Origin of the sequence: Paenibacillus agilis (assembly GCF_007786455.1) — a bacterium.
Lineage (GTDB): Bacteria > Bacillota > Bacilli > Paenibacillales > Paenibacillaceae > Paenibacillus_B > Paenibacillus_B agilis.
Map to the genome: position 1 here is coordinate 93,805 of NZ_VNJK01000002.1, position 21,997 is coordinate 115,801.

The 21,997-nt window shown below is 43.1% G+C and carries 15 protein-coding genes; all 15 read right to left on the reverse strand.

Features of this window, described 5'->3' with window-relative positions; translation table 11 throughout:
• Positions 1-8: 8 nt before the first annotated feature.
• Positions 9-1,577, reverse strand: coding sequence for a flagellar hook-associated protein FlgK (gene flgK, locus FPZ44_RS16870; protein WP_144991965.1), 1,569 nt, complete (start codon positions 1,575-1,577; stop codon positions 9-11).
• A gap of 152 nt (positions 1,578-1,729) precedes the next feature.
• A complete protein-coding gene (locus FPZ44_RS16875) occupies positions 1,730-2,227 on the reverse strand; it encodes a flagellar protein FlgN (protein ID WP_144991967.1) in 498 nt (165 codons plus the stop codon).
• Between the two features lie 8 nt (positions 2,228-2,235).
• A complete protein-coding gene (flgM, locus tag FPZ44_RS16880; RefSeq protein WP_418789183.1) occupies positions 2,236-2,523 on the reverse strand; it encodes a flagellar biosynthesis anti-sigma factor FlgM in 288 nt (95 codons plus the stop codon).
• Between the two features lie 126 nt (positions 2,524-2,649).
• Positions 2,650-3,054, reverse strand: a complete 405-nt coding sequence (locus FPZ44_RS16885; RefSeq protein ID WP_144991971.1) for a TIGR03826 family flagellar region protein — start codon at positions 3,052-3,054, stop codon at positions 2,650-2,652.
• Between the two features lie 193 nt (positions 3,055-3,247).
• A complete protein-coding gene (locus FPZ44_RS16890) occupies positions 3,248-4,165 on the reverse strand; it encodes a ComF family protein (protein ID WP_144991973.1) in 918 nt (305 codons plus the stop codon).
• Between the two features lie 198 nt (positions 4,166-4,363).
• Positions 4,364-6,409, reverse strand: a complete 2,046-nt coding sequence (locus FPZ44_RS16895) for an ATP-dependent helicase ComFA (RefSeq protein WP_144991975.1) — start codon at positions 6,407-6,409, stop codon at positions 4,364-4,366.
• A gap of 369 nt (positions 6,410-6,778) precedes the next feature.
• Positions 6,779-7,222 (reverse strand): glycosyltransferase family 2 protein, encoded by a 444-nt coding sequence (locus FPZ44_RS16900; RefSeq protein ID WP_144991977.1) that lies wholly within the window; start codon positions 7,220-7,222, stop codon positions 6,779-6,781.
• A gap of 278 nt (positions 7,223-7,500) precedes the next feature.
• The gene (locus FPZ44_RS16905; protein ID WP_144991979.1) at positions 7,501-8,223 is read right to left on the reverse strand and encodes a response regulator; all 723 of its coding nucleotides are present in this window, start codon (positions 8,221-8,223) and stop codon (positions 7,501-7,503) included.
• 4 nt (positions 8,224-8,227) lie between these two features.
• Positions 8,228-9,388 carry a sensor histidine kinase gene (locus FPZ44_RS16910; protein ID WP_144991981.1) on the reverse strand — a complete coding sequence of 387 codons (1,161 nt, stop codon included), beginning with the start codon at positions 9,386-9,388 and terminating at the stop codon, positions 8,228-8,230.
• 62 nt (positions 9,389-9,450) lie between these two features.
• Positions 9,451-12,141: a stalk domain-containing protein gene (locus FPZ44_RS16915; protein WP_186786113.1), complete on the reverse strand. Its 2,691-nt coding sequence runs from the start codon at positions 12,139-12,141 to the stop codon at positions 9,451-9,453.
• A gap of 271 nt (positions 12,142-12,412) precedes the next feature.
• Positions 12,413-16,774, reverse strand: coding sequence for an Ig-like domain-containing protein (locus FPZ44_RS16920; protein ID WP_144991985.1), 4,362 nt, complete (start codon positions 16,772-16,774; stop codon positions 12,413-12,415).
• 170 nt (positions 16,775-16,944) lie between these two features.
• Positions 16,945-18,144, reverse strand: coding sequence for a methionine adenosyltransferase (gene metK / locus FPZ44_RS16925; RefSeq protein ID WP_144991987.1), 1,200 nt, complete (start codon positions 18,142-18,144; stop codon positions 16,945-16,947).
• A 181-nt stretch (positions 18,145-18,325) separates the two neighbouring features.
• Positions 18,326-18,613: an alpha/beta-type small acid-soluble spore protein gene (locus tag FPZ44_RS16930; protein ID WP_144991989.1), complete on the reverse strand. Its 288-nt coding sequence runs from the start codon at positions 18,611-18,613 to the stop codon at positions 18,326-18,328.
• Positions 18,614-18,835: 222 nt separating this feature from the next.
• The gene (locus FPZ44_RS16935; RefSeq protein ID WP_261378401.1) at positions 18,836-19,405 is read right to left on the reverse strand and encodes a hypothetical protein; all 570 of its coding nucleotides are present in this window, start codon (positions 19,403-19,405) and stop codon (positions 18,836-18,838) included.
• 27 nt (positions 19,406-19,432) lie between these two features.
• Positions 19,433-21,973: a hypothetical protein gene (locus FPZ44_RS16940; protein ID WP_144991991.1), complete on the reverse strand. Its 2,541-nt coding sequence runs from the start codon at positions 21,971-21,973 to the stop codon at positions 19,433-19,435.
• Positions 21,974-21,997 lie beyond the last annotated feature (24 nt).

The window sequence follows — 21,997 nt, forward strand, 5'->3', positions numbered from 1 at the left end:
TATTCCTCCTATCTGCCCACGACACCTGTGCCGTTAATTAATTTATCCAACATTTCATCCATTGTCGTCATTACACGTGCCGAAGCACTATATGCATGTTGGAATTTAATCATATTTGCCATCTCTTCATCGAGCGACACACTACTTATAGATTTACGTAAACCATCCGCATGCCCAGTTAACAACTCACTGTTCTCGACCATTTTAGTTGCATGATCTGACACATTACCTAATTGAGCCACAACCGATTGTACATAACCATTAATAGTCGCAGTGTTTGTGACAGAGCCCGGTTGCGTAAAGCTATAAATGCGCTCACTTAAACCCGCAATCAATAGGGCCATATCACCATTACCTTGCAGCGCCACTTCAACCTGTGAGCCGTCAGGTTGCGTTCGAAGCTCCGTTCGCATCGATACACCAATATTTTTCACATCTTCCTTAATGGAAGAATGAAGCACGATATTGTCCGCGGTAATCGTAGTACTGCCATCTTTCGTTGCAAAGAATGGAGCGCCAGATTGAGCAGGCGACTGCAAATTGTAACCAAGTGCATGAAGCCCATTCAGGCCGTTCACGGTATGCTTCGTATCTGCCAAAAGGCGGCGTGGGTTCGCAGGATCCATTTGCGCACCTTGAATGGTTACACCTTGCGGTAAAATCGTTCCTGCTGGAATCGTCACTTCAACCGGGCCTGTTGCGATCGCGTTCGCAATAATATCAAGTTGTTGGCGATAATTAGCTACATGAATATCACGAGAATCAACATATCCTTTGATCTCACCGTTGGTCACCCCACCAATATCCCCTACCGTTATCGGTGTGGATACCATGTTATCCACGACCATTAATCCACCAAAAGTAACTTGATAATCAGCAGCTGTTTCCGTTACCGTAACGTTACCGAGTCCAGACAACTGATCCACTAGCAAATCACGTTTGTCACGAAGATCATTCGCATGATCACCAAGTCCTTCAATACGTTTAATCATCGTCGTCAAATCAGATACTTGTTGAATGTAATTGTTAGCTTCGGAAACCTTCACGTTAATACGTTCAGTTAAGTTACTCTCCAACACTTTCAACTGACCAGATATATGACCAAATGTCTCTGTTAAAGAGATCGCTTTTTGCTGAACCAACGTACGCGCAGATAAGTCGGAGTTACCCGGGTTTTTACTAAGCAGTTGCCATGCATTCCAGAACTCGGAAAGATTTTTGGCAATGCTATTATCCGATGGCTCATTAAAGATACCTTCAATATTGCGAAGTGTTTCTTGCTGCACTTTCCATGTAGACTGAACTGTATTTTGATTACGGTACTCTATATCTAGCAGAAAATCTCGAATCCGATAAACACTCTCTGCTTCTACCCCCATCCCCATCTGGTTAGGGAGCTTGGAATTGTTATGCAGTCCTGGATAATCAATTGGGCGAGCTGCGACGAGTCGAGTTGCCTGTCTAGAAAATCCTGGTGTATTGGCATTCGTAATGTTATGTCCTGTCGTTGCTAGTGACAGTTGATGGGCAGCGACGCCGCGCTTACCAATTTCTAATGTATGAAAAGTTGAACGCATGGGGCGATGTCCCTCCCTCTCTTGAATTCGTTCCTCTGTGTATGATTCACATGTGCAAACACGATTAAATTTCTAACATTCTATTAAAACTGAAAATCGCGCTCACTTAATTAAAGCAATAAAAAGTATTACTTAATTATGCTATTAGTTTCTTACGCTCTCGTATCGAACATGCTGCGACCAATCTTAGACTGTGGCTGCTGCGGATGACGGTATAGCGATTCATCCTCCGGACGACTTGTCATAATATTCAGTGAGTAATCAACGAAATCCAATGACTGCTGCAACAACTCACGTACGAATTGATTCTCTTCTTTCAATCGATTCAAAAGAATGTTCAGCGACTGCTGTGCATCCTGAAGTTGCAGCCGCTCTTCTGGTTGAAATACAAGACGAGAAAGCTCTGATACGGTAAGTCGAAGATTCGAACGAATCCCTTTCTCTTGGACAAAAGCCAATGAAGCAGCTACTCGCTCATCATCAGCTTCTGTTACAAGCTTCAAAATTCTATTTTCCTTCGAGGTTAAGCTTGCTAGCGCTTGAACATCGTTGCGAGTAATAACACCTTTTTTCTGTTCAGCTATTTCTAACAACTGTTCATGCAGCACACGCAGCGTGTCCAATGCCGCGATAACCCGCTTTATACTCATCTCATCACCTATTTCTTTAAATCACGACTAAATATCGGCAGCAACTTCTCTGCAATTTTATTCGCATCGACATGGTATGTTCCAGTAGAAACAGCTTGCTTAAGCTCCTGAATGCGCTCCGCTTTGCTGCTATCTTGCGTACGAGTGTTGGCGTCTAACAATTGCTTCGCTTCTGTAGAAATCGTAACCTCATCTTTGCGTTTGGCAGGCTTAGCTGTATGGGAAATCGATTGCTGACGCTGATATTGTTGAGCCGCTCCAATTCGCTGTGTATCATTTATCTTCAACGTAGTCACCTCATTTCAAATCAAAAAGCCGACGACCTTTACTAAGATTATCGGCTTGATGTCAACAATTATTTAGCTATCCAAAAAAAGAAAATTAATACCCTCTTATAAAAAGAGCTAATTAAACGATCCATGCTACTCTTTATCCGTTATCCTATACGTTGTTGTACCGTTCTTATTCAATGTGTTCGTCTGAGACTCCGCTTCGGTCTTAGCTTGGGAAAGATCATTAAGTAAGCGGCGACGGCAGCTCTCACACATATGGCCTTCTTGAATAAAACCTCCGCACACATCACATGGATAAGAAAGATTGGGCATATTCAATACAGAAATACGTCCCTCACGAATAAATTGTGTAATCTGCCGCACGCTAACCCCTGTATCATCCGATAGTTCGGTCATCGTCGCTTGTCTATGTTTTCGCAAATAATCTGCGCAAAGCTTGTAATCCGCTTCGATGTCCTTCAGGCAGTTGGGGCATATATCTTTATATACTTTCGCGAACAGTCGCCCGCAACGATTGCAATTGCTTAATTCCATCTTCGACACCTCTTTACCTTTATCTGATTCCATCATAACGCATGTTTGAACAGATGACGAGGGGTGCTTTTTAAACAATATTGAAAAATGTCGAACTATGGTGAAACAAGAAGGGTATGGTGATATTTTCTGTACCTCTATAAATGTATGGGGCTGAATATGTAAGTCATCGATATGATCCTAACAACGAGCTTCAGGCACGTGCCCATGTGTAACTACAAATAATTGCTGAAATTTCATAGTCACGGAGGGCGCCCGTCAATGCTCCTGCACATGCCCGAACAGTACTGCCCGTCGTATACACGTCATCTACGAGTAGGATATACATTGGGGATTTGTTAGACGTATTTGTATTTGCGCAAAGCGTTTGCAGAGTCTGAGTGTGGCAGCGGTAAGCGCCAGCTAGCGCAAGTTCTCTACCACTTCGCCCCAGATGGCTCTGCCTTCCTTGATCAGTCATGCGCGTGAGCAAAGGCATGACCGGACAGTCCCACGCTGTTGCTAGCAGCGTGGCAAGGCGCTCAGCTGGATTAAATCCGCGTTCTACCAATCTCTCTGCCGTGGATGGAACAAAGGTGACCACGTCCGGGTATGGGACAGACGGAAGTCGATACAACCAGCGCCGCAGACGCTCGTAAAAAGGCAACGGTGATATGGAGATCTGCTGATGAAAGTTCGAAATCGTCGCAGCAAGCAGCTCGTAACGGTGCAGCATCATGCCCGCCATGATAGCAGCATAGCCTGCATCGCCTTGAAATTTAAAGCGATGAAGCCATGCTTTCATCGCCTCGCTGTAGGCAACGGCACTGCGATTTGCAGCAAGTCCATACGCAAGGAGTGGATGTCGCTCGCAATCCGTACAGCGAACTGCTCTCCCACAATGCGGGCAGCCAATTTGTTCAATATAGGATATGGATAATTGACATGATACGCAAAGCTGCCTACTCCAAGATGCAACAGAATATGTTGAGGCTCTGTGCGATCGACTTCTACTTCCTAACTTCTTCTCGGTATAGAGAGCCGATACATACGGAATCTTCCCCTCACAACCTATACACATACTAAAACGGGACATACTTACACCTTCATACCAGCCTTTTGGAGTATTCATGTGCCATCTCCACTCCTTCATTTAATGACCATATCAAGCATATAAAGTCTGTTTCATTTCATACTTCACTTACGAATCAATCAAACATATAAATTTCTATATTTCCAACTTCACACAAGAGACTAGGTTCTACTGGAATTCAAATATGCAACATATAGAACATTATCATCATTCCAAGATGACAGGACACGTGGCCTTTTATTCAACATTTTGCAGGGCGCCCTCAGTTCTTAGATAACCTCCGCGTTTCGCAAGCCTATTCATTCGTTTAATCTGCACCACTGCCTCTTGCTGTGGTTTGGTCCATTGTGGAGCTGCAAAATAAACGAGACCGTGTGGGTCATCCTTAGCTCGTCCAGCACGACCCGCCATCTGTACGAGTGAGGATGCATCAAACAATTTGTCATCTGCATCCAAAATGATGACATCGCTCTTAGGAACCGTAACGCCACGCTCCAGAATAGTCGTCGTGACCAGCAAATTAATTTCTCTGCTGCGAAACTTTTGAACTTTCTCAGTCCGCCTAGCATCAGCAGCGGACGTTCCTTCTACGATATACGCGGGCAACGCTGTACGCAGCAGCCGTACGATGCCCTCGATATGGCGAATTCGCGCTGCGAATATAAACAGCTGCGCTCCCCGCTCCAGCGACTGATGGATCACTTTCATCAGTCGCCCATGCAGCCGCCCCCCTGCAATCTGGCGGGCAACGGCTGGCATCGTGAGCCGCATGGGAACAGGCAGCGGCTCACGATGATAACGCACAGGCACAATCGCCTGTGCGAGTCGGCCCCGCCGCACAGCGCGCTGCATCGCCTTCGGCGGTGTAGCCGACAAATACACAAACGCCCCGCCAGGCGCGCACGCCTGCCTAGCGGCTCGTTCAAGCATCGGGTTGTTGTGGAACGGAAACGCATCCAGTTCGTCCACAACAACCAAATCAAACGCTTCGCGAAACCGCATCAACTGATGCGTTGTCGCAAGCGTCACCTCGCCTGGGTCCCACCTCTCTTCGCTGCCGCCGTAGAGCGTTACGACCCGCACATCCGCAAATGCTTTCGCTATGCGTGGCTTCAGCTCCAGCACAACATCTCGCCGCGGCGTTGCAATGCAGACGCGCCCGCCACGATAAAGCGCATGCGCAACAAGCGGATACATCATTTCCGTCTTGCCCGCTCCCGTTACTGCCCAAAGAAGAAACTCTCCTTTCGCTTCTTTCCCAAGTTGCCAGTGCTTCTCCAAATATCGAAGCGCCAACTGGCTCGCATCACGCTGAGCAGGTGCCAAACCAAAGCGTTCAAGTAACGCTGCTATATGCGACTCCTCTGCATGACTACTAACAGCTGCATCTGCTGCCTGAATAAGTAAACGTGCACCCTTTCTTGTTCCAATGATAAGTAGTCCACATGTTTGACTTCGTCCCAATTGCAGGCAACCAAGACAGGTATAGCAACATTCTGACCCACATCGTTCACAGTGTGTAACCCTCAACTGCTCACCAATACTGCCGCAGCGCCGGCAACTTTCTTCCCTTCGAATTGGCCCTTGCCTCTCCTTCACAAAACTCGAAAAAATAGTAGCAAGCATATTTCTCACCCATCTGCTCAGCCCTCCCCTAGGTTCGAACGCATCGCTCCAAGCCACTCCATTTGTGAGTTCAATGTGCCCCTCCAATACACCCTGCTGTAACAAACTCAACAATTGCTCGTCGCTCAGCACAAATTGATTGTGCTCAACTACACTTCTCACCTCACTTTCAAGCAATGCTTTTCCCGTTAACAAGGACATCAAGCTACGATATATAAACTGACCTTCCGATATTTCGCTAGCAGCCAGTGCGGAAGTATCCGTCCCCCCATTTATCTCAAACTCTAGGTTCCTATTACGCTGCAGCAGTGAAGCTACTTCTAACAGTTCATCATTGGGAAGCACCCTGACTTTCAGCCATGCATGACCGTTCAACCGTTTTAGTCGATCACTGAATGTGTGTAATAATGTCTTTCCATAAATGGTCCATTCCCCTTCATCCCATCGGTCCATCGCTGACTCCACAGAAAATCTCTCCACAGTTTGCAGCGCTACATCAATGGGTACTCTCAAATACCACAGTACTACTTTGAATCTGTCCGATCGTTCTGTTCCCTCACGCTGTCTAGCTCCCCAATGACACACATCAATCCGCCAGTCTAATGAAAATCTAAGCTCCCACCTATCTGCTAGCTTAATCGCATACAGCCATAACATATGTCTCACCTCCACCTCTGGAAAATCATCAGGACAAATGAAAATCAATCTACCTGTCGACAACTAACAACATAGAATACGACAAAAAAGCACACTCGCTCTGATTATCATCAGGACGATGTGTGCTTCACATCATTCAAACTATTCACGATATCCTTACTGAGGATACTTTTGCATCAGATTAGATTCCAACTACCATCCGCTGTATTCACAGTTACAGAACTCGGTATGTTTTACGATATGCTCCTAAGCTTGAAAGCATCCATTCTGCTCACATTCAATCGACTCTATGAGCAGATGCATGCTTTCATTACGACTTGAATCCGCTCTCATCGACGCCTGCGGCGTACCCAACGCCGCCAGTGCCGCCTACACCGTGCCGCCAGCCAAAAAGGGAAGCTTCCGCCAATTGTCTTGACGATGTAAATAAAGAATAATTTGCATTTCTTCAGCTTCCTTTGCTTGCTGTAACTGCGCGACACGCACTTCACGTGCCTTCACTGTTGATTCGGTCACGACATGACAAACGACTCCATACCGCTCCATCATGCGATTCACAATAGGAAGAGTCTCATCCGTAGATCCGCCATCCAATACGGTTATCTCCAAACGCTTGCCTTTGAACCAAGCATACCACCAATAAGCACGTATAATCCATTCCAAATGACGCTCATCATTTTGCGCTACAATGACAACATGTATCCAAGGTTGCGGACGATTTCCCCGCAGCTTCTTCGTAAGCCGGTGCGCTAGATGAACAGCCACTGCCGCCAATCCGTAGCACAATACGATCCAACCCAACATCGTGATCATGCGGCCCACCTCCTTACTACCAAGTGTATGCCGCGATATGCGCTACGGTGACGGACAAGCGTCGTCATTTTTCACTTTTTTTCTAGAAGTTGTACACAGTAGTCAGAACTAATATCATTCGTTTCCTAAGTCCACGAATTCTAGGTGTGAAATAAATGCATGGTACAATGAGATCTCACTTTTGAATTCATTCAATTATAATGGCGTGTTCTTGCCTCTTATCATCGTTCATACTTCACACATATGTATCGACGATTAAACCACTAAACCTGCTTAACTTACAACGTCACCCAACCATTTTTAATCGAGTTAATAACAGCTTGTGTCCGATCATCAACTTCCATCTTCTGCAGGATGCTGCTTACATGGTTTTTGACCGTTTTCTCACTAATAAACAAATATTCACCGATCATTTTATTGCTCTTGCCTTCCGCCATTAGACGAAGCACTTCAGCTTCCCGACGTGTAAGCGGATTACCCTCAATATGATTAAGTCGTACACCAGATTCTCTTACAACATCCTCATCCATAATGCCGCGTTCATCCAGTAATGTCATACGGCGCAACTGTTGTATCAATTTACCTGTCACTTTTGGGTGAATAAAAGCATGACCTGCTACAACGGAGCGAATAGCATTAATGAGTGAATCGGCTTCCATATCTTTAAGCAGGTAACCGGTAGCACCTTTGCGGAGCGTTTCGAAGACATAACTTTCATCATCGTGGATCGACAATATAATGACCTTAACATTAGGGAATATATCTTTCATTCGTTCCGTTGCAATTACTCCATTTTCAACAGGCATGTTGATATCCATTAATACTACGTCCGGCACCTCGTGGTTGCAGAACTCTAATACCTGTATCCCATCACCACACTCCCCAATTACTTCCAAATCATCTTCCATATTGAGAATGCGTTTCAATCCTTCACGGAAAAGCTGATGATCGTCAGCAAGGAGTACTTTGATTGTACTTCTACCCGTCTTACGACTCTCCATACACTTACTCCTCTCTCTTTTCTACATTTATTGGTATGAAAAATGATAGTTGAGTTCCCTGATCTCTACTCGATCGAATCTGCATACGGCCTTCCAGCAACTTTACGCGCTCTTTCATACCAATGATGCCAAAATGGCCTTGTTCTTTAGAAATAGACTCCAATGATTCAACATTGAACCCTTGGCCGTTATCTTCAACAACAAGTTGAACCTCATTCTCCTCGTAGGTCAATTTACACGACACATAAGAGGGATCGGCATGCTTAGCAGCATTCGTAAACATTTCTTGTACCAATCGGAAAATGGCGGCTTCCATAGCCGACTTTAGGCGACGTTCTTGCCCTTTCACTTCCAGCATAGTCTTAACTTTCATCTTCTCTTCAAAATCATGCACAAATTTGCGCAACGTTGGGACTAACCCCAGATCGTCCAACGTCATAGGTCTTAAATTGAAAATAACTTTTCGGATTTCTTCAAGACCGCCACGCAACTGTGACTTCAAATCTACTATTTCGTCCTGAACCACTTCAAATTCCTGCTTCGACAGCATTCTTTCTACAATTTCCGTCCTAAGAACTACGTTGGCCAGAGACTGAGCAGGACCGTCGTGTATATCACGAGCGATACGTTTACGCTCTTCTTCCTGGGCCAATATAATCTGAAGTCCTAAAAGCTGACGATTTTTGGCTGATTCCAAAATTCTTGTCACCTGCGTCAAATCACCCGACAAGTAATCAAGAACTACACTCATTTGAGAGCCAATCGTTTCTGCCTTCTCTATGGACGCATCGACATTGCGCATTCGTTTAGACAGATCATCACGACGCGTCTTCAAATAGTTCTCTTTCTCACGAAAAATCATGAGCTCAACCTGATATTGAGTAGCCTTTTCGTAAGCGTTCTTGCTGTCTTCCTCGCTGAATTTGGAGAAATCACGACTAACTTCAGTTAAACGCGAACGAGCCAGACGAAATTTTCGTTCCAGCTCGTCTACCTTATCACAAATGCGGGCGGTTTCTTCCATAAGCTCCGTCATTTGATATTGAAGATTAGCAGCTTCATCACGAGCCGCCTTTAGAATTTCGTAGATTTGATATTGACTATCCTGCATGACTTTCGTGGCATTTTTTATGACACGATCGATTTGGTCGACTTGATGGTCCACGCGTTCTCCGTCTCCTTGCCTTGAAAAGGGTAGTTGGATCTATCGACCTTTATCATACCATATCAGCGGATAGTAATGGACTTCGACTTTGGTTCCCAATTTACGGATAGGCCTAATTGTTCGGAAACAAGTCTCAACGGGACTAAAGTCCTGCCACTTCGGATGATTGGAGACACTTCCGCCAGCTTACGTTGTCCATTGCTGAAGTAAGACTTGTTATTAACCGTTAATTCCAAATAATCATCTCCGCGAAGAACCGTCACTTTCTTTGCTCCGTTATTCCAAGTAGCCTGACCACCGAATTCGTCCAATATTACTTTGACCGGTACATAAGTTGTACCATTCAACACAAGTGGAGACACATCAATGGTCTTCTTCTTGCCGTTCACTGTAATCTGTTTGCTGCCTACTGTAAGCTTCATATCTGCCTTTGGCATCGAGATTGTACCTGCTGGCAACATCGCTTTCACATTATCAAAAGCAATTTCTCCCACGGATGCTCGTTGCTCCTGACCATCTTCAAGATTAACGACATACAGACGTTTCAACGTATAAGGGCCACCACCCTTAATTTCAGACAAGTCAACCTTAATGTTCTTCCATCCATTCCAGTTCAACGTCTTAGCTACATCGATCATATGTGCTTCGCCACCGCCATCAATGACTTCAGCTCTCAGCCAATTGCTGCTGTTATCACTGTATACGTCGAGTGTAAATGAAGCTGGTGCTCCTCGTAGTGGAATTCCCTTGCTGCCATTTACAAAGGAATAGGCAAATTTATTGCCGGAACCATTCGTCATATCATAACTAAGTTTCAATACTTTGTCCGAAGCACTGCGCCCATCATAACTACCAACGACCGATGTTTGTCCTGTCGTTGTCGCCTTTGGAAGCCCTGCAAAGCTTGGAGACAAAGTGGAACTATTGAAGTTCTCAATAAGTGTTTCCGTGCTCTCAGATAGTGGGATCATCGTTTTTATGCCATCATAGCTTGCGAATGCATACCCGATCTTTGCATTTTTATCTACAGCAGTTACATTCAGCACTCCATTTTTCACATTGCCTTGGAACCCTTTGAATTCCCACTTAATAGATTCTGCAGGTACATTTACGGTACTACCATCTTTCAGCTTCGCTCGTACAGGTACAGAGATGGAGCTTCCTACTTGCAGCGGTGCCGTAGAACCAGCAATATACAGTGCCTCTAGATCAGCTGCCCCGATAACATCAACAGACAGTGTTTCCTTGGAATTGCCTGATTGTGCGATAACTTGTCCTTTGCCTGACTTCTTCGCTTCAAAGGATTCCCCATTCCATGCAAGCACGCTATTTCCTGATTTCCACGCAGCATTGAGGTTCGTTGCTTCAACCGGATTGTAATATTGATCATATGCTTTCACCGTATAGTTTGCTTGCTGACCGATAAACAATTTCTTCGAACCTGACAATACCATACCTTTTACTTCACCTTGTGGAGCTGTTGTATACACGCCAATACCGTTAACCACATTTCGCTGTGTTTGGCCATATTCCGTATTATGCGTCAACGTAGTGCCCTGTTCAGCTAATGGACGATGTACCATCGTTGTTGATCCGCCACCATCCAAGTTAACTGCCTTCCAGCTTCCTAAGCTTACTAGGACATCTTGAAGCTCTTTAAGCGTCAGTCCTTTACTGGAATCACTTTTCTCTGCAGTTACGATATAAACAAATCTTCCATCCTTGGAGTAGCCAATAGCTGTTCTCGCACGGGATGAAGTACCACTTATATTAGCAATTTCACGAGTGTATCCAGATGCTGCTCCGTTTTCCACCAATAGCGTGTGACCGCCTACCATCATGTCGAACTGACTTGGATCAATCTGCTGCCCCGTTGTCTTAGAAACCAAATGATAGTCTGCTTTAACTGCAGAACCAACCTGCATATGCTCACGCATATATTCTGCTGCTTTACCGTGTCCACGAATAATATATCCGTCTTCTGGTACGACGATAGGCAGACCACCTTTATCACCAAACTCCACTACGACTCCATCGCGAACAAGCGCTTCTGTTGCGGTTGTGGAGCTGTTTTTAGGACGTTCTTGATTTTTCCAAGCGCTTGTGTAAATGTACATTTTGTTTACGTGGCTGTACGAGTTATCTGGTTCCATCATATATGTTGTTTTATTTATACCTGCAAGAGGGAACGTTGCACCGCTATTACTTGTAACGTTACCATCGAACGTATAGTGATCAATACTCGGTTTACGATCTTTGGACAAGCCAAAAGCATACATACCTATAAGCTCAGATGGACTGGAAATCATCTCACCTTCAGAGATTTGAGCGCCCATTGGTGCTCCTTCTCTTTTCATATCGTAATAGTCGCCGTTAACAGCAGCAACCGCTCCATTTTCCTTTGCCATTCCCGAAACATTTTGATGTGTATTCAATTTATTGTCTTTACCAGTCATTACATCAAGCTTCACATATGGATTGCTCAAATCAGCACGCAATACGTGAACATTTGTTTTGGACTTGTATTTGTATTGCTGACGCAGCACACCTGAAGTTACAATCTCTTCAGACATTTTAGTCATGGATGAATTTGCTCGGAATTGTTGAGATTGATTCTGATCTTCTGTTTGACTATCTGCATACGCAGTCAACCCTGCTACTCCATTCATCGTCACTAGCATGGCAGTACTAATAAGAAATACCATCCATTTTGAACGACGAGTTGTGCGTACTTGCGTTGTTGCTTCTGTCACTTTCGATTCACTCCCCAAAGTAGTCGCGGCTTCTCTCATCCCAAATTACGCTTAAGCCACTCATTTCTATTGCATGTTAATCCGCTTTCTCCTGCCAAGAGTACATAGTTATATGTATACTCTACTATATTCATAGTTATAGACTCCTAATTTCCATAAAAAGTTTCGTCTATTTCACTGTATTTACTAACCATATCACTATGAATCTAGCAAATCTGCACAAAAAAGCTAGCAGAATGAAAAATGCTTCAAACTGCTAGCTTTTATTTGGCTACATATATTGTATTTTCTCAAGCATACGTCTGATCATTGATGTCGCTTGGGCACGAGTAGCCTTCGTACGAACTCCGAATGTATTTTGGCTCATTCCCTGAATAATACCTGCCTCCAACGCCTGAGCTACCGTTGCTTTGGATTTGGAAGCAAACTGACCACGATCACTGAATCGAGTGAAATAGCTATCTACAGACTTCGACAGCTGCTGTGTATAACCTGCCGTCTTCATCGCTCGGATCATCATCATCGACATGTGCTCACGAGTAATCGGATCGTTAGGTTTAAATGTTCGATCTTCATATCCTAGAATGATACCAGCTTTCACTGCAGCGCCAATATAAGGTGCATCAGTATTGCCCATGGATACATCTTTAAAGCGGCTTACTTGATTCGAATCGCCTTTTAGGCCTAAGCCACGTGCAATCATTACCGCAAACTCACCACGGGTTACATTCCGATCTGGTTGGAACTGATCGCCCGTAGCAGCATCTGCAATAAATCTTCCAGCTAATGCATTAATATCGCCAGCAGCCCAATGTCCTGCTGTATCCGAGAAAGCTCTCGTGCTGTTAACAACAGCAATACGTTCGTTGCTTGGCGCTTGGCTTTGCAGAACATGTGAACCTTGTTCAGATTTAATCTGAGTTGGCATATAACCTAAACGCACCGCTTGAGAATCAAGCATCACTGCAATCGTTTTATTCTTATCAAGCGTAGTATTAGAACGATAGTTAACTTGTGTTTTCACTTGAACATCGATTGCCTTAACAGATGGGACAGACGTAAACGCAGATACATTGAAATCATATACTCCTGTCACATCCTGACCCGACTCTTTCGCCAACCAGCTAGTATACAAGGAAGATTGACCTGTTTGCTTCTCAATTTGCAGCAATAAAGTTGCACTTGAAGCAGATGTATTCAGCTGATTCGAAATATTTTGTAATGGCAGATCACGAAGTGCAATGGTGTACATCCAATCACCGTATCGCACACCTATTCTAAGATCTTTGCCAGCACTCATGACTTCCTCAATTGGCTTAATTGGGATTGCTACCATTGCTGCTTTCTCATTTGTCGGTACATCAACAACAACTGTATTCAATCCTTTTTGGATCGCGTACTCCATAGAGGACTTCCAATGATCCTGCTTGACTGTATATTTATTTGTATGCTGCTTATTCCGTGACATATCTATGTTCTTAGTTGCTGCTTCCGCTTTAACTAGCAACACTTTGGATAGGAACAACGTATAAGCTGCTTCTTCTGTGTTTGCAGGCTGGCCTGCAGATGGCGTACCGCCGTTTCCTCCACTAGCCGAACCTAGACCTACATCGAAATTAGAGAAGCTGCGAATTTTATTTCCACTCATATCTGTTAACGGGTATGCATATGGAGCACTATACGTTAACTTAATTGACTGTGCATTGCTAATCGCATTAAACAACGTCAGGGTTACCATAGTGTTGTTAACACGAACTGAACGGATGGACTCCGTCTTGTTATCTACACGCAGAGAGAAATTTGTTTGTGCTGGTACAGATAAATTGTCCAACTGCTTGGAGAATTCCAACGTTACGGTATCTCCGCTCACATAAGCTTTATTAAGCTGCGGTTGACTCGTATCCGTTTGATTACCAACTTTAATAACGCTAAATTCTGGTGCCTGATTGCCTGCCAAGTCCACAAGCCTTACCAAACCAGGTACATACGATAAAGTGACTAGATCATTGCGATTTGAAACCGAAGACTTCAACGTCAAAACAACCTGATTGCTTCGAACTTCAATTTTATCAACATAGCGCGCTTTATCATTAACCAGCACCGAATAATGACTCTTCATCGGAAGCATGTCCGGTCTTAGCCCTTCATTATAGGTAAGGATAACTTTTCCGCCATCTACATGGGTAGATACTAGAATTGGTGCCTTTGTATCAACTGCATTACGCAAATAAAGTGGACCGAACCCTGCAATATTCGCATCGTATTTATCTTTGAGCGGATAAGCTCCAGGCTGATATTCTACCGTCACAACTTGACCATCCGCGACAGAAATCCCTAGCGTCAATATTAATGTTGAGCTAAGTCCACCTTGGATAGAAGTTGGAGTATATGCAATTCCATCAACGATAACTTTAAATTGAGATGTTGCTCGAGAATCAATTTCTTTCAGTGATTCATTAAAGTTCATTTGAATAATTGCACCCGTTACAGTTGCACCCGAAATTCGAGACATCGACTCTTCTATTTTGTTAGTAACATCGCGACTGGATATGCTAGCTACACGATTTCCATTCCGATCTTTTAGCGGAATAATACCTTGTGTGTAGGATACTCTAACAATTTGACCAATAGCTACTCCACTCTGAAGCTGTATATTTACTTTATTACCGTAGATTAAAATACTTGAAATTGGGCGAGCCTCATCATTGACCGTTACTTTAAAGCTATCTACGTAAGGTGTGCTGCTGCTGTCCAAATCTTTATTATACGTCAATTCAATTGTATTCGACTTCGACATTACGATAGATTCCAATGTTGGCGCTACCGTATCTGGAACCAATGTAGTAAATCGCCATGCATTTGAAATACCAGGGTATGAATTCCCAGCCAAGTCTTTTACAGCATCCTTGCCAACATCTACAGTATAGTTGGTACCAGAAGCTAAGAGAGAACGTGGTTTAATTCGTACCACACGCTTATTGGCAGGATCAACACGTACATCTACAGGAACGCTATAGCTTCCGCTTCGCTTCAATGTTATGCTACCACTGCCCAATTGAACATCCTTACTCATCGTCATCACGAGCTCTGTATTCAACGGAACATTCCGTGACTGATCGCTAGGCGATACATAAGAAATCGCAGGAGGACTTGTATCGGCCGATACCTTAAAGTTCCATGTGCTTTTGTTTGTAATACCAGCATAAGAGACTCCGTGTACATCACGGAATGCACCATCGGAGACTAATACATAATAATTCTCATTGTCTGTCAATGCATTCTTTAGAGCAAGCTGAATCGTAGAAGTACCCCCACCTGTAATAGAAGAGGAGTTTACGCTAAATTCTTCTACAACCTGATCATTGCTTGTTTTTTTAATTACAACATTTCCAACACCCGGATATACAGGTCTATTAAATGTCAGACTAAGCTTAGGTCTTGTAGATAAACCAGAACTTCCATTTGCAGGCATGTATTGTGTAACTGCTAAACTAGAGGTATCTTTACCTACTTCCGTCGTAAAGTTCCATACATTTGCAGTAGATATTCCTGCATAAAGCGCTCCATCTACATCATAAAACGCACCACTATCTATCAATACATAGTACTCAGTATTGGGTTGTAAATCAGTTACACGCACACTGACACTGCGCCCTACCACTGAAACGTCTCCGGATTGGACATTAATCGTCTTTGTATCATTATCACGAAGTCGTTTCACATGTATATTTCCAGAACCTTTAAGAACTTCTTCATTAAAAACGAGATTCATTTCCGTATTAACAGAAACGCCGCCTGCTTTGTGCTGTGGAGTTGTAGTGATCAGGGTTGGAGCGACATTGTTTGCTGACACAGTACGGAAGCTCCACTGCCGATCCACTAAACCGGCATAATCTTGTCCATTACCATCTTTAAGTGCCCCCGGCGTAATCGTAACATGGTACGTCGTAAAATTTTTGAAATTAAACGGTCCAGCGACTCTAATCTGGCTAGTTCCCAATTGAGTGACACGTGGACTTGTTATGGAGATCATCTCTATAATTGCACCATTTTGATCTTTAATAACAATACTACCTTGATTCGCGAATACGACCTTATTAAAATTTATTTCTAACGATGTGTTAATGGGAACACCGATTGCTCCATTTGCCGGAGTTTGAGTAGCAACTTTAATTGGGTCAGTGTTAGCATCTCCACTGGTCTTAAAGCGCCATTGAGAAGCTCCTTGAATTCCCGTAAAACTACCGCTACCGCCTTCAAACGTACCTGCACTCATTTGAATATAATAATGAGTATTAGGCTGCAGGTTAGGAATTTTAAATGAAACTACCGATTGCTGAATAGAAACATCCTTTTTTTCAATCTTAGCGATTTCTCTATTATCTTGTGCTTGATGAACCCCAATGTACGTATTATCCTTCATCTGCACAGACTCTGAGAATGTGATTGAAAAGACGGCATCTTTCTGCACTGCTTCATTCCCTGAAATTGGTGAATAACTTATTACTTGAGGACCACTATTGAGAATAGTAACTTGGCCCGATTGTGCTGCTGCATATGAAGTAGTTAGAAGTGCCAAACTTCCTTGCAGTATAAGCATTATGGCTAGTATTGCTGATAGGTATCGTTTCATGTATTTTATCCCTCCGAAAAAAGACACTCGTACATATATTTTCGGACAATTGCGTGCAAATGTTTAGAGTTATGGCTAAGTAAGAATATAAAAAAGAGCTTTGGACAATTTGTTTATCTGTCCAAAGCTCTCTAATCATTATGATTAATGTAAAATTGCAGGTAAAAATATTATAGACCAGCTTGCTCACGCAATGCTTCAGCCTTATCAACTTGCTCCCATGGAAGCTCAACATCTGTACGGCCGAAGTGACCGTAAGCAGCCGTTTGCTTATAAATAGGACGACGCAAGTCGAGCATACGAATGATGCCAGCCGGACGAAGGTCAAAGTTGTTTTGGATAAGCTCAACGAGCTTCTCTTCTTCAACCTTACCTGTACCGTACGTATCAACGTTTACGGATACCGGTTGAGCAACACCAATAGCGTAAGCCAATTGGATTTCACATTTATCCGCAAGACCTGCTGCTACGATGTTTTTCGCTACGTAGCGAGCTGCGTATGCTGCAGAACGGTCAACTTTTGTAGGATCCTTACCAGAGAACGCACCGCCGCCATGACGAGCATAGCCACCATACGTATCAACGATAATTTTGCGGCCAGTAAGACCCGCATCCCCTTGAGGTCCACCAATAACGAATCGACCAGTTGGGTTAATGAAATATTTAGTCTCGCTGTCCAACCATTCTGTTGGGACAACAGGTTTAATAACATGTTCCAAAATATCGGATTGAATTTGTTGAAGAGTAGCTTCCTCAGCGTGTTGTGTCGAAACAACAATTGTATCTACACGAACTGGTTTGCCATCTTGATATTCAATCGTTACTTGTGTCTTACCATCTGGACGAAGGTAGCCAAACATACCATTTTTACGCACTTCGGACAAGCGACGTGCAAGACGGTGCGACAATGCGATTGGAAGCGGCATTAACTCAGGCGTCTCGTTCGTTGCAAAACCGAACATTAAGCCTTGGTCACCAGCACCGATGTTGTCGCGCTCTTCCTTAGCATCTTCTGTACGTGTTTCGATACCTTCGTTAACCCCTTGAGCAATGTCAGGAGATTGTTCGTTGAGGGAAGTCAAAACTGCACACGTATTATAATCGAAACCATATTTCGCACGTGTATAACCGATATCTTTAATCGTGTTGCGTACGATAGATGGGATATCAACATAATCGGCTTTAGTGCTAATTTCTCCGATAACAAGAACTAGTCCTGTCGCGACAGATACTTCACACGCTACCCGAGCATTCGGGTCATTAGCGAGAAAGGCGTCCAATACCGCGTCTGAGATTTGGTCACAGATTTTATCTGGATGACCTTCAGTAACGGATTCGGAAGTGAATAAGTGGCGTCCTTTAATAGACATTGGACTCAACCCCCCATACCTATAATGTAGGCTATTCTCTTAGGAATGCCCATAACAAAAAAAGTACCTTTTCCACTTGGAAAAGGTTGTTATACCAGCCTTCGAGAAAACATATTACTGTATTTAGGGGTTGATGTCAATCAATGTTGACAAATTTCGTCTTCCTTATATTACTTGTCAATTATAATTGCCCGTAAAGTGTTTTTTCCGCTTCTTGAATGAGACGTTTTGTTATCGTTCCGCCAACAGAACCCACATCTCTTGATGACAAGTGTCCCCAGCTATCACGCGAAGAAATTCCATATCCCGACACCGGAATTGCGCCTAGCTCGGAGCTGAATTCAGTGTCAGCCAATCCACTCTGAATTCCGTTATACGCTACTGGAAGGCCTAATTCAGCAGCGATTTCGTATTTCATACGATAAAGTGCATCCTTACTTGCTGGAACCAGCTTCTTTTTGTTAGCCATTAAAATTTCCTCCTCGTTTGTGCGCAGTGTGCAGTATTAGCCATAAACATCAGCTGATTAGATGGTCATAGTATGTGCTACGCTTACCCATACACTCGAAGGAATAGTTTCTGGTTCTTCCTATAATAAGAAAGAGCGACATCGCTGCCGCTCTTCACTGAAGTTACTTTATTATTGTCAGCATATAGGCTGACGGTTGAAACACTATATGCTGTACTTAAACTAATTTTCGGTCTGTTTCTCAGTTGGCTCCTCAACTGGGACTTGCTTTACTTCATAACCGCCACGGACAGCGACTACAACTTGATTTTTAGGTGTGTCTGAAGCTGTAATACCACGGCCGTCTCTTGGGAATAACAATAAATGATTGTTTACTACCGTCATGCCATTTGTTAAGTCTTTACCATCCGTTAAGTCTGATACGCCGCTCGCATCGGAGCTAAATACTGTTGACTTTCCAGCACGAACTACGAATTCAGCACCTGCCTTACCGATTAGCATTTGACCAGGCTTTATCGTTACAATTTTTAGAGATGTATTCTCAGCTTCAGGCTTGTCCGTGCCTTCAGAAGGTTTATTACCTCCTGTTGTACCAGAGCCACTAGTACCCTTGCCTAGCTCGGCCTTTAGCTCTTGAATTTGTTTATCAACATAACTCTTTGTAACAAGTGGGTCTTGAGAATTTCCTGGTTGAGCATTTAATTCACTAAGACCGCCTACAACCAATATACTCGCGCCGAGGCATACAGTAAGAACTAAACTTTTTTTCATTCTTGTCTTATTGGATAACATCGTTGTACCTCATAAAGTGTAGTTTTTTTATTTAACATTATAAGCGCGATGTTCTAACAAGAGCTTCTTAGCACCATTTACCTCTTCATAAAGACGCAAGTTGAATCCAGATTGCCCAATGCCCTTCATCGCTGGATTATCAATCGTGAAGGATTGTGGTACCTTCTCTCCAACTTTTAAGTTATCTTGACCTACTTCATACGATTTTGTAAATTTATTACCATTATACTCAAGTTCGAATAGAAGCTTTCTCTTCTCCAATACCTCTTCAAATGGATTATGCTCCGACAATGTATATTCAAAGTTAAATGTAGACTGTCCATTAGTATCTTCAGTAGCATTAACTTTGTTAAATTTAAACGTATACGGACGCAATTCGATAGGATCTAGGATATAATCTTCTACTTTTGTCTGATCATCCCCTAGAATCAACAATGCTCCATTAACATAACTGTCGGCTTTTTGGGTACCAGATGCATATTTGCCCTCTGTAATTCCTTGTCCAACAAGAATTTTCAAATCGCTAGCTTTATACTTTTTAGGTATATCAGCAGTTATTCCTACCAAGTTCACGCCGTCTGGAGTAACTTCTTTATCAGTCAGCGTTATTTTCGCTGGAATCTGTACACCATTGGCTACATCATAGTAGTATGCCATTACTTGAGGCATCTTCGCAAAACGTCCACCTGTATTACGATAAGAGACCAAAGTACGGATTGTGTTTGTATTGGTTCCTTCATACAAGCTCGTCTCCAGTACGTTCATCTGTGCTTCTGCACCTGGCTGTTTTAAAGTGTAGTATGCCGTTGATGCAGGGTCATAAGATGGGAGCTCCGCATCCACAGCCTTTATCATAAAGTTACCCATTGTGCTTGTCGGCTTATCATTGATAATTTCACTTAATGTAACTTTAGCGTTATCAAATTTTGATGTAGCCGATACTTTGGATGTCGCAATAAATTGTGCAGACTCTCCCGGTTTGAGGCCAATCGCTCCATCTACCTGAAGGAGTTGAATTTCCTTACTGTCCACTTTTACGCCACTCAACCATGCATTCATAGCAAACTTCGGTAACGGCTGCGTGTCTTTACCTGTATTTTTGATCGTGATCGTTGTGTTAATGATATCCTTGGAATCCCACGGTAAGCGTTCAAAGCTACCAACATTCACTTCATACGTACCTTGCTTATTCACGTACGTTGCTTTGGAATCCGTTGTAATCGACGTCGTATCTGGAACCATGTATTGAGCTAACAAATAATCATTGCTCTTATTTTCATCAGCAACACGTTTTACCGCCAGCTTCATATTCGTTAAAGAAACACTTGCTGGGATAGAAGCTGTTATTGTCGCTTCTTCGCTTACTCCAGGAAGTAGATTCCCCTCAGGTTCTCCAGCCTGTACCGGATATGAAGTGCCTACATTCGTTAACAACTCGAATTGCAGCTTAGGCTTCTTAATGGCTGATTTACCGATATTTTTCATGGCATATGAAATAGTAATATTATGATACTCAGAGTTCGTATCAACCATCATGTTCGTGATCTTTGTATCTATATACTGATTGTCAATTAGCAGCTTGTACGACTGCCCTTTTAACGTAACAGCACCTCTAGTATCATTTGCTTTCAAATGACTATATGCAACAGGGAGATTTGCTTTTGATGCACCAGTTCCTGCCCCTTCTCCCGTTCCGGTCGGCGCTGCTCCTGATTCCTCAGCAATAAATAATTGGTACGTTGCCTTCTTCAAGTCAGTAGGTAACTTAGAATAGAACTTGACTTGAGCAGACTCCCCTGGCAGCAGAGATTTCTTAGCCTGAACAGAATCCAATGTATAGTATCTATTTGTATTCGTACGCAAATAGAATTTAAGAGACTCGAGATTCACTGCACTATTTGACGTATTTTTGATATTCACTGTTACTGATGCTTGAACGTGGTTACCCACATTCGTTAAATCCAGGTTAGACGACGAAATGACGAGTGTGTTTTGACCTTGCTTAATTTCACGCGATTTCCCTACTGGAGTAATGTAGGAGTAGTTTTTCGGAATCGTAACAGACCCGATAACTCTTTCAAAGCTGCCGTTAGACATCGAGAAATCCCATTTAATAACCGATAACTTCAAATCACTAAGATTTAGCTTGCTGTCTACTTTGGCATGTATTTTAAAAGTTTTCTTTGATTTAGCTGGAACGATATTATCTTTCTTCTCAGTAAGTCCCATAAGTTGAATTGGATACTTATTACCCATATTGGAACGTACAGAGAACCAATAATCCATTAGGCTCAAGGAGCGATTGCCATCATTGTGCACAGTTACAGTGAAATAAACATTTTTTTCACCTTCTACATGATAGAACTGTACATCATTGACTTTCAAATAACTTGTAGATGTTAGCTTAACTGGCTTTAGATCAGATGTCTTAAACAATGCATTATTATTAACCGTTTGGCTCTTAGCTGGTGCCGCTGTTGCTTCATTGCTATTTATAATAGATCCATATGTAGAGACTAGTAGTGTCAGTGAAAGCGTCGTAGCAATAATTCGTTTTTTATTACTCAATTATTTTCAACTCCTTAATTCAAT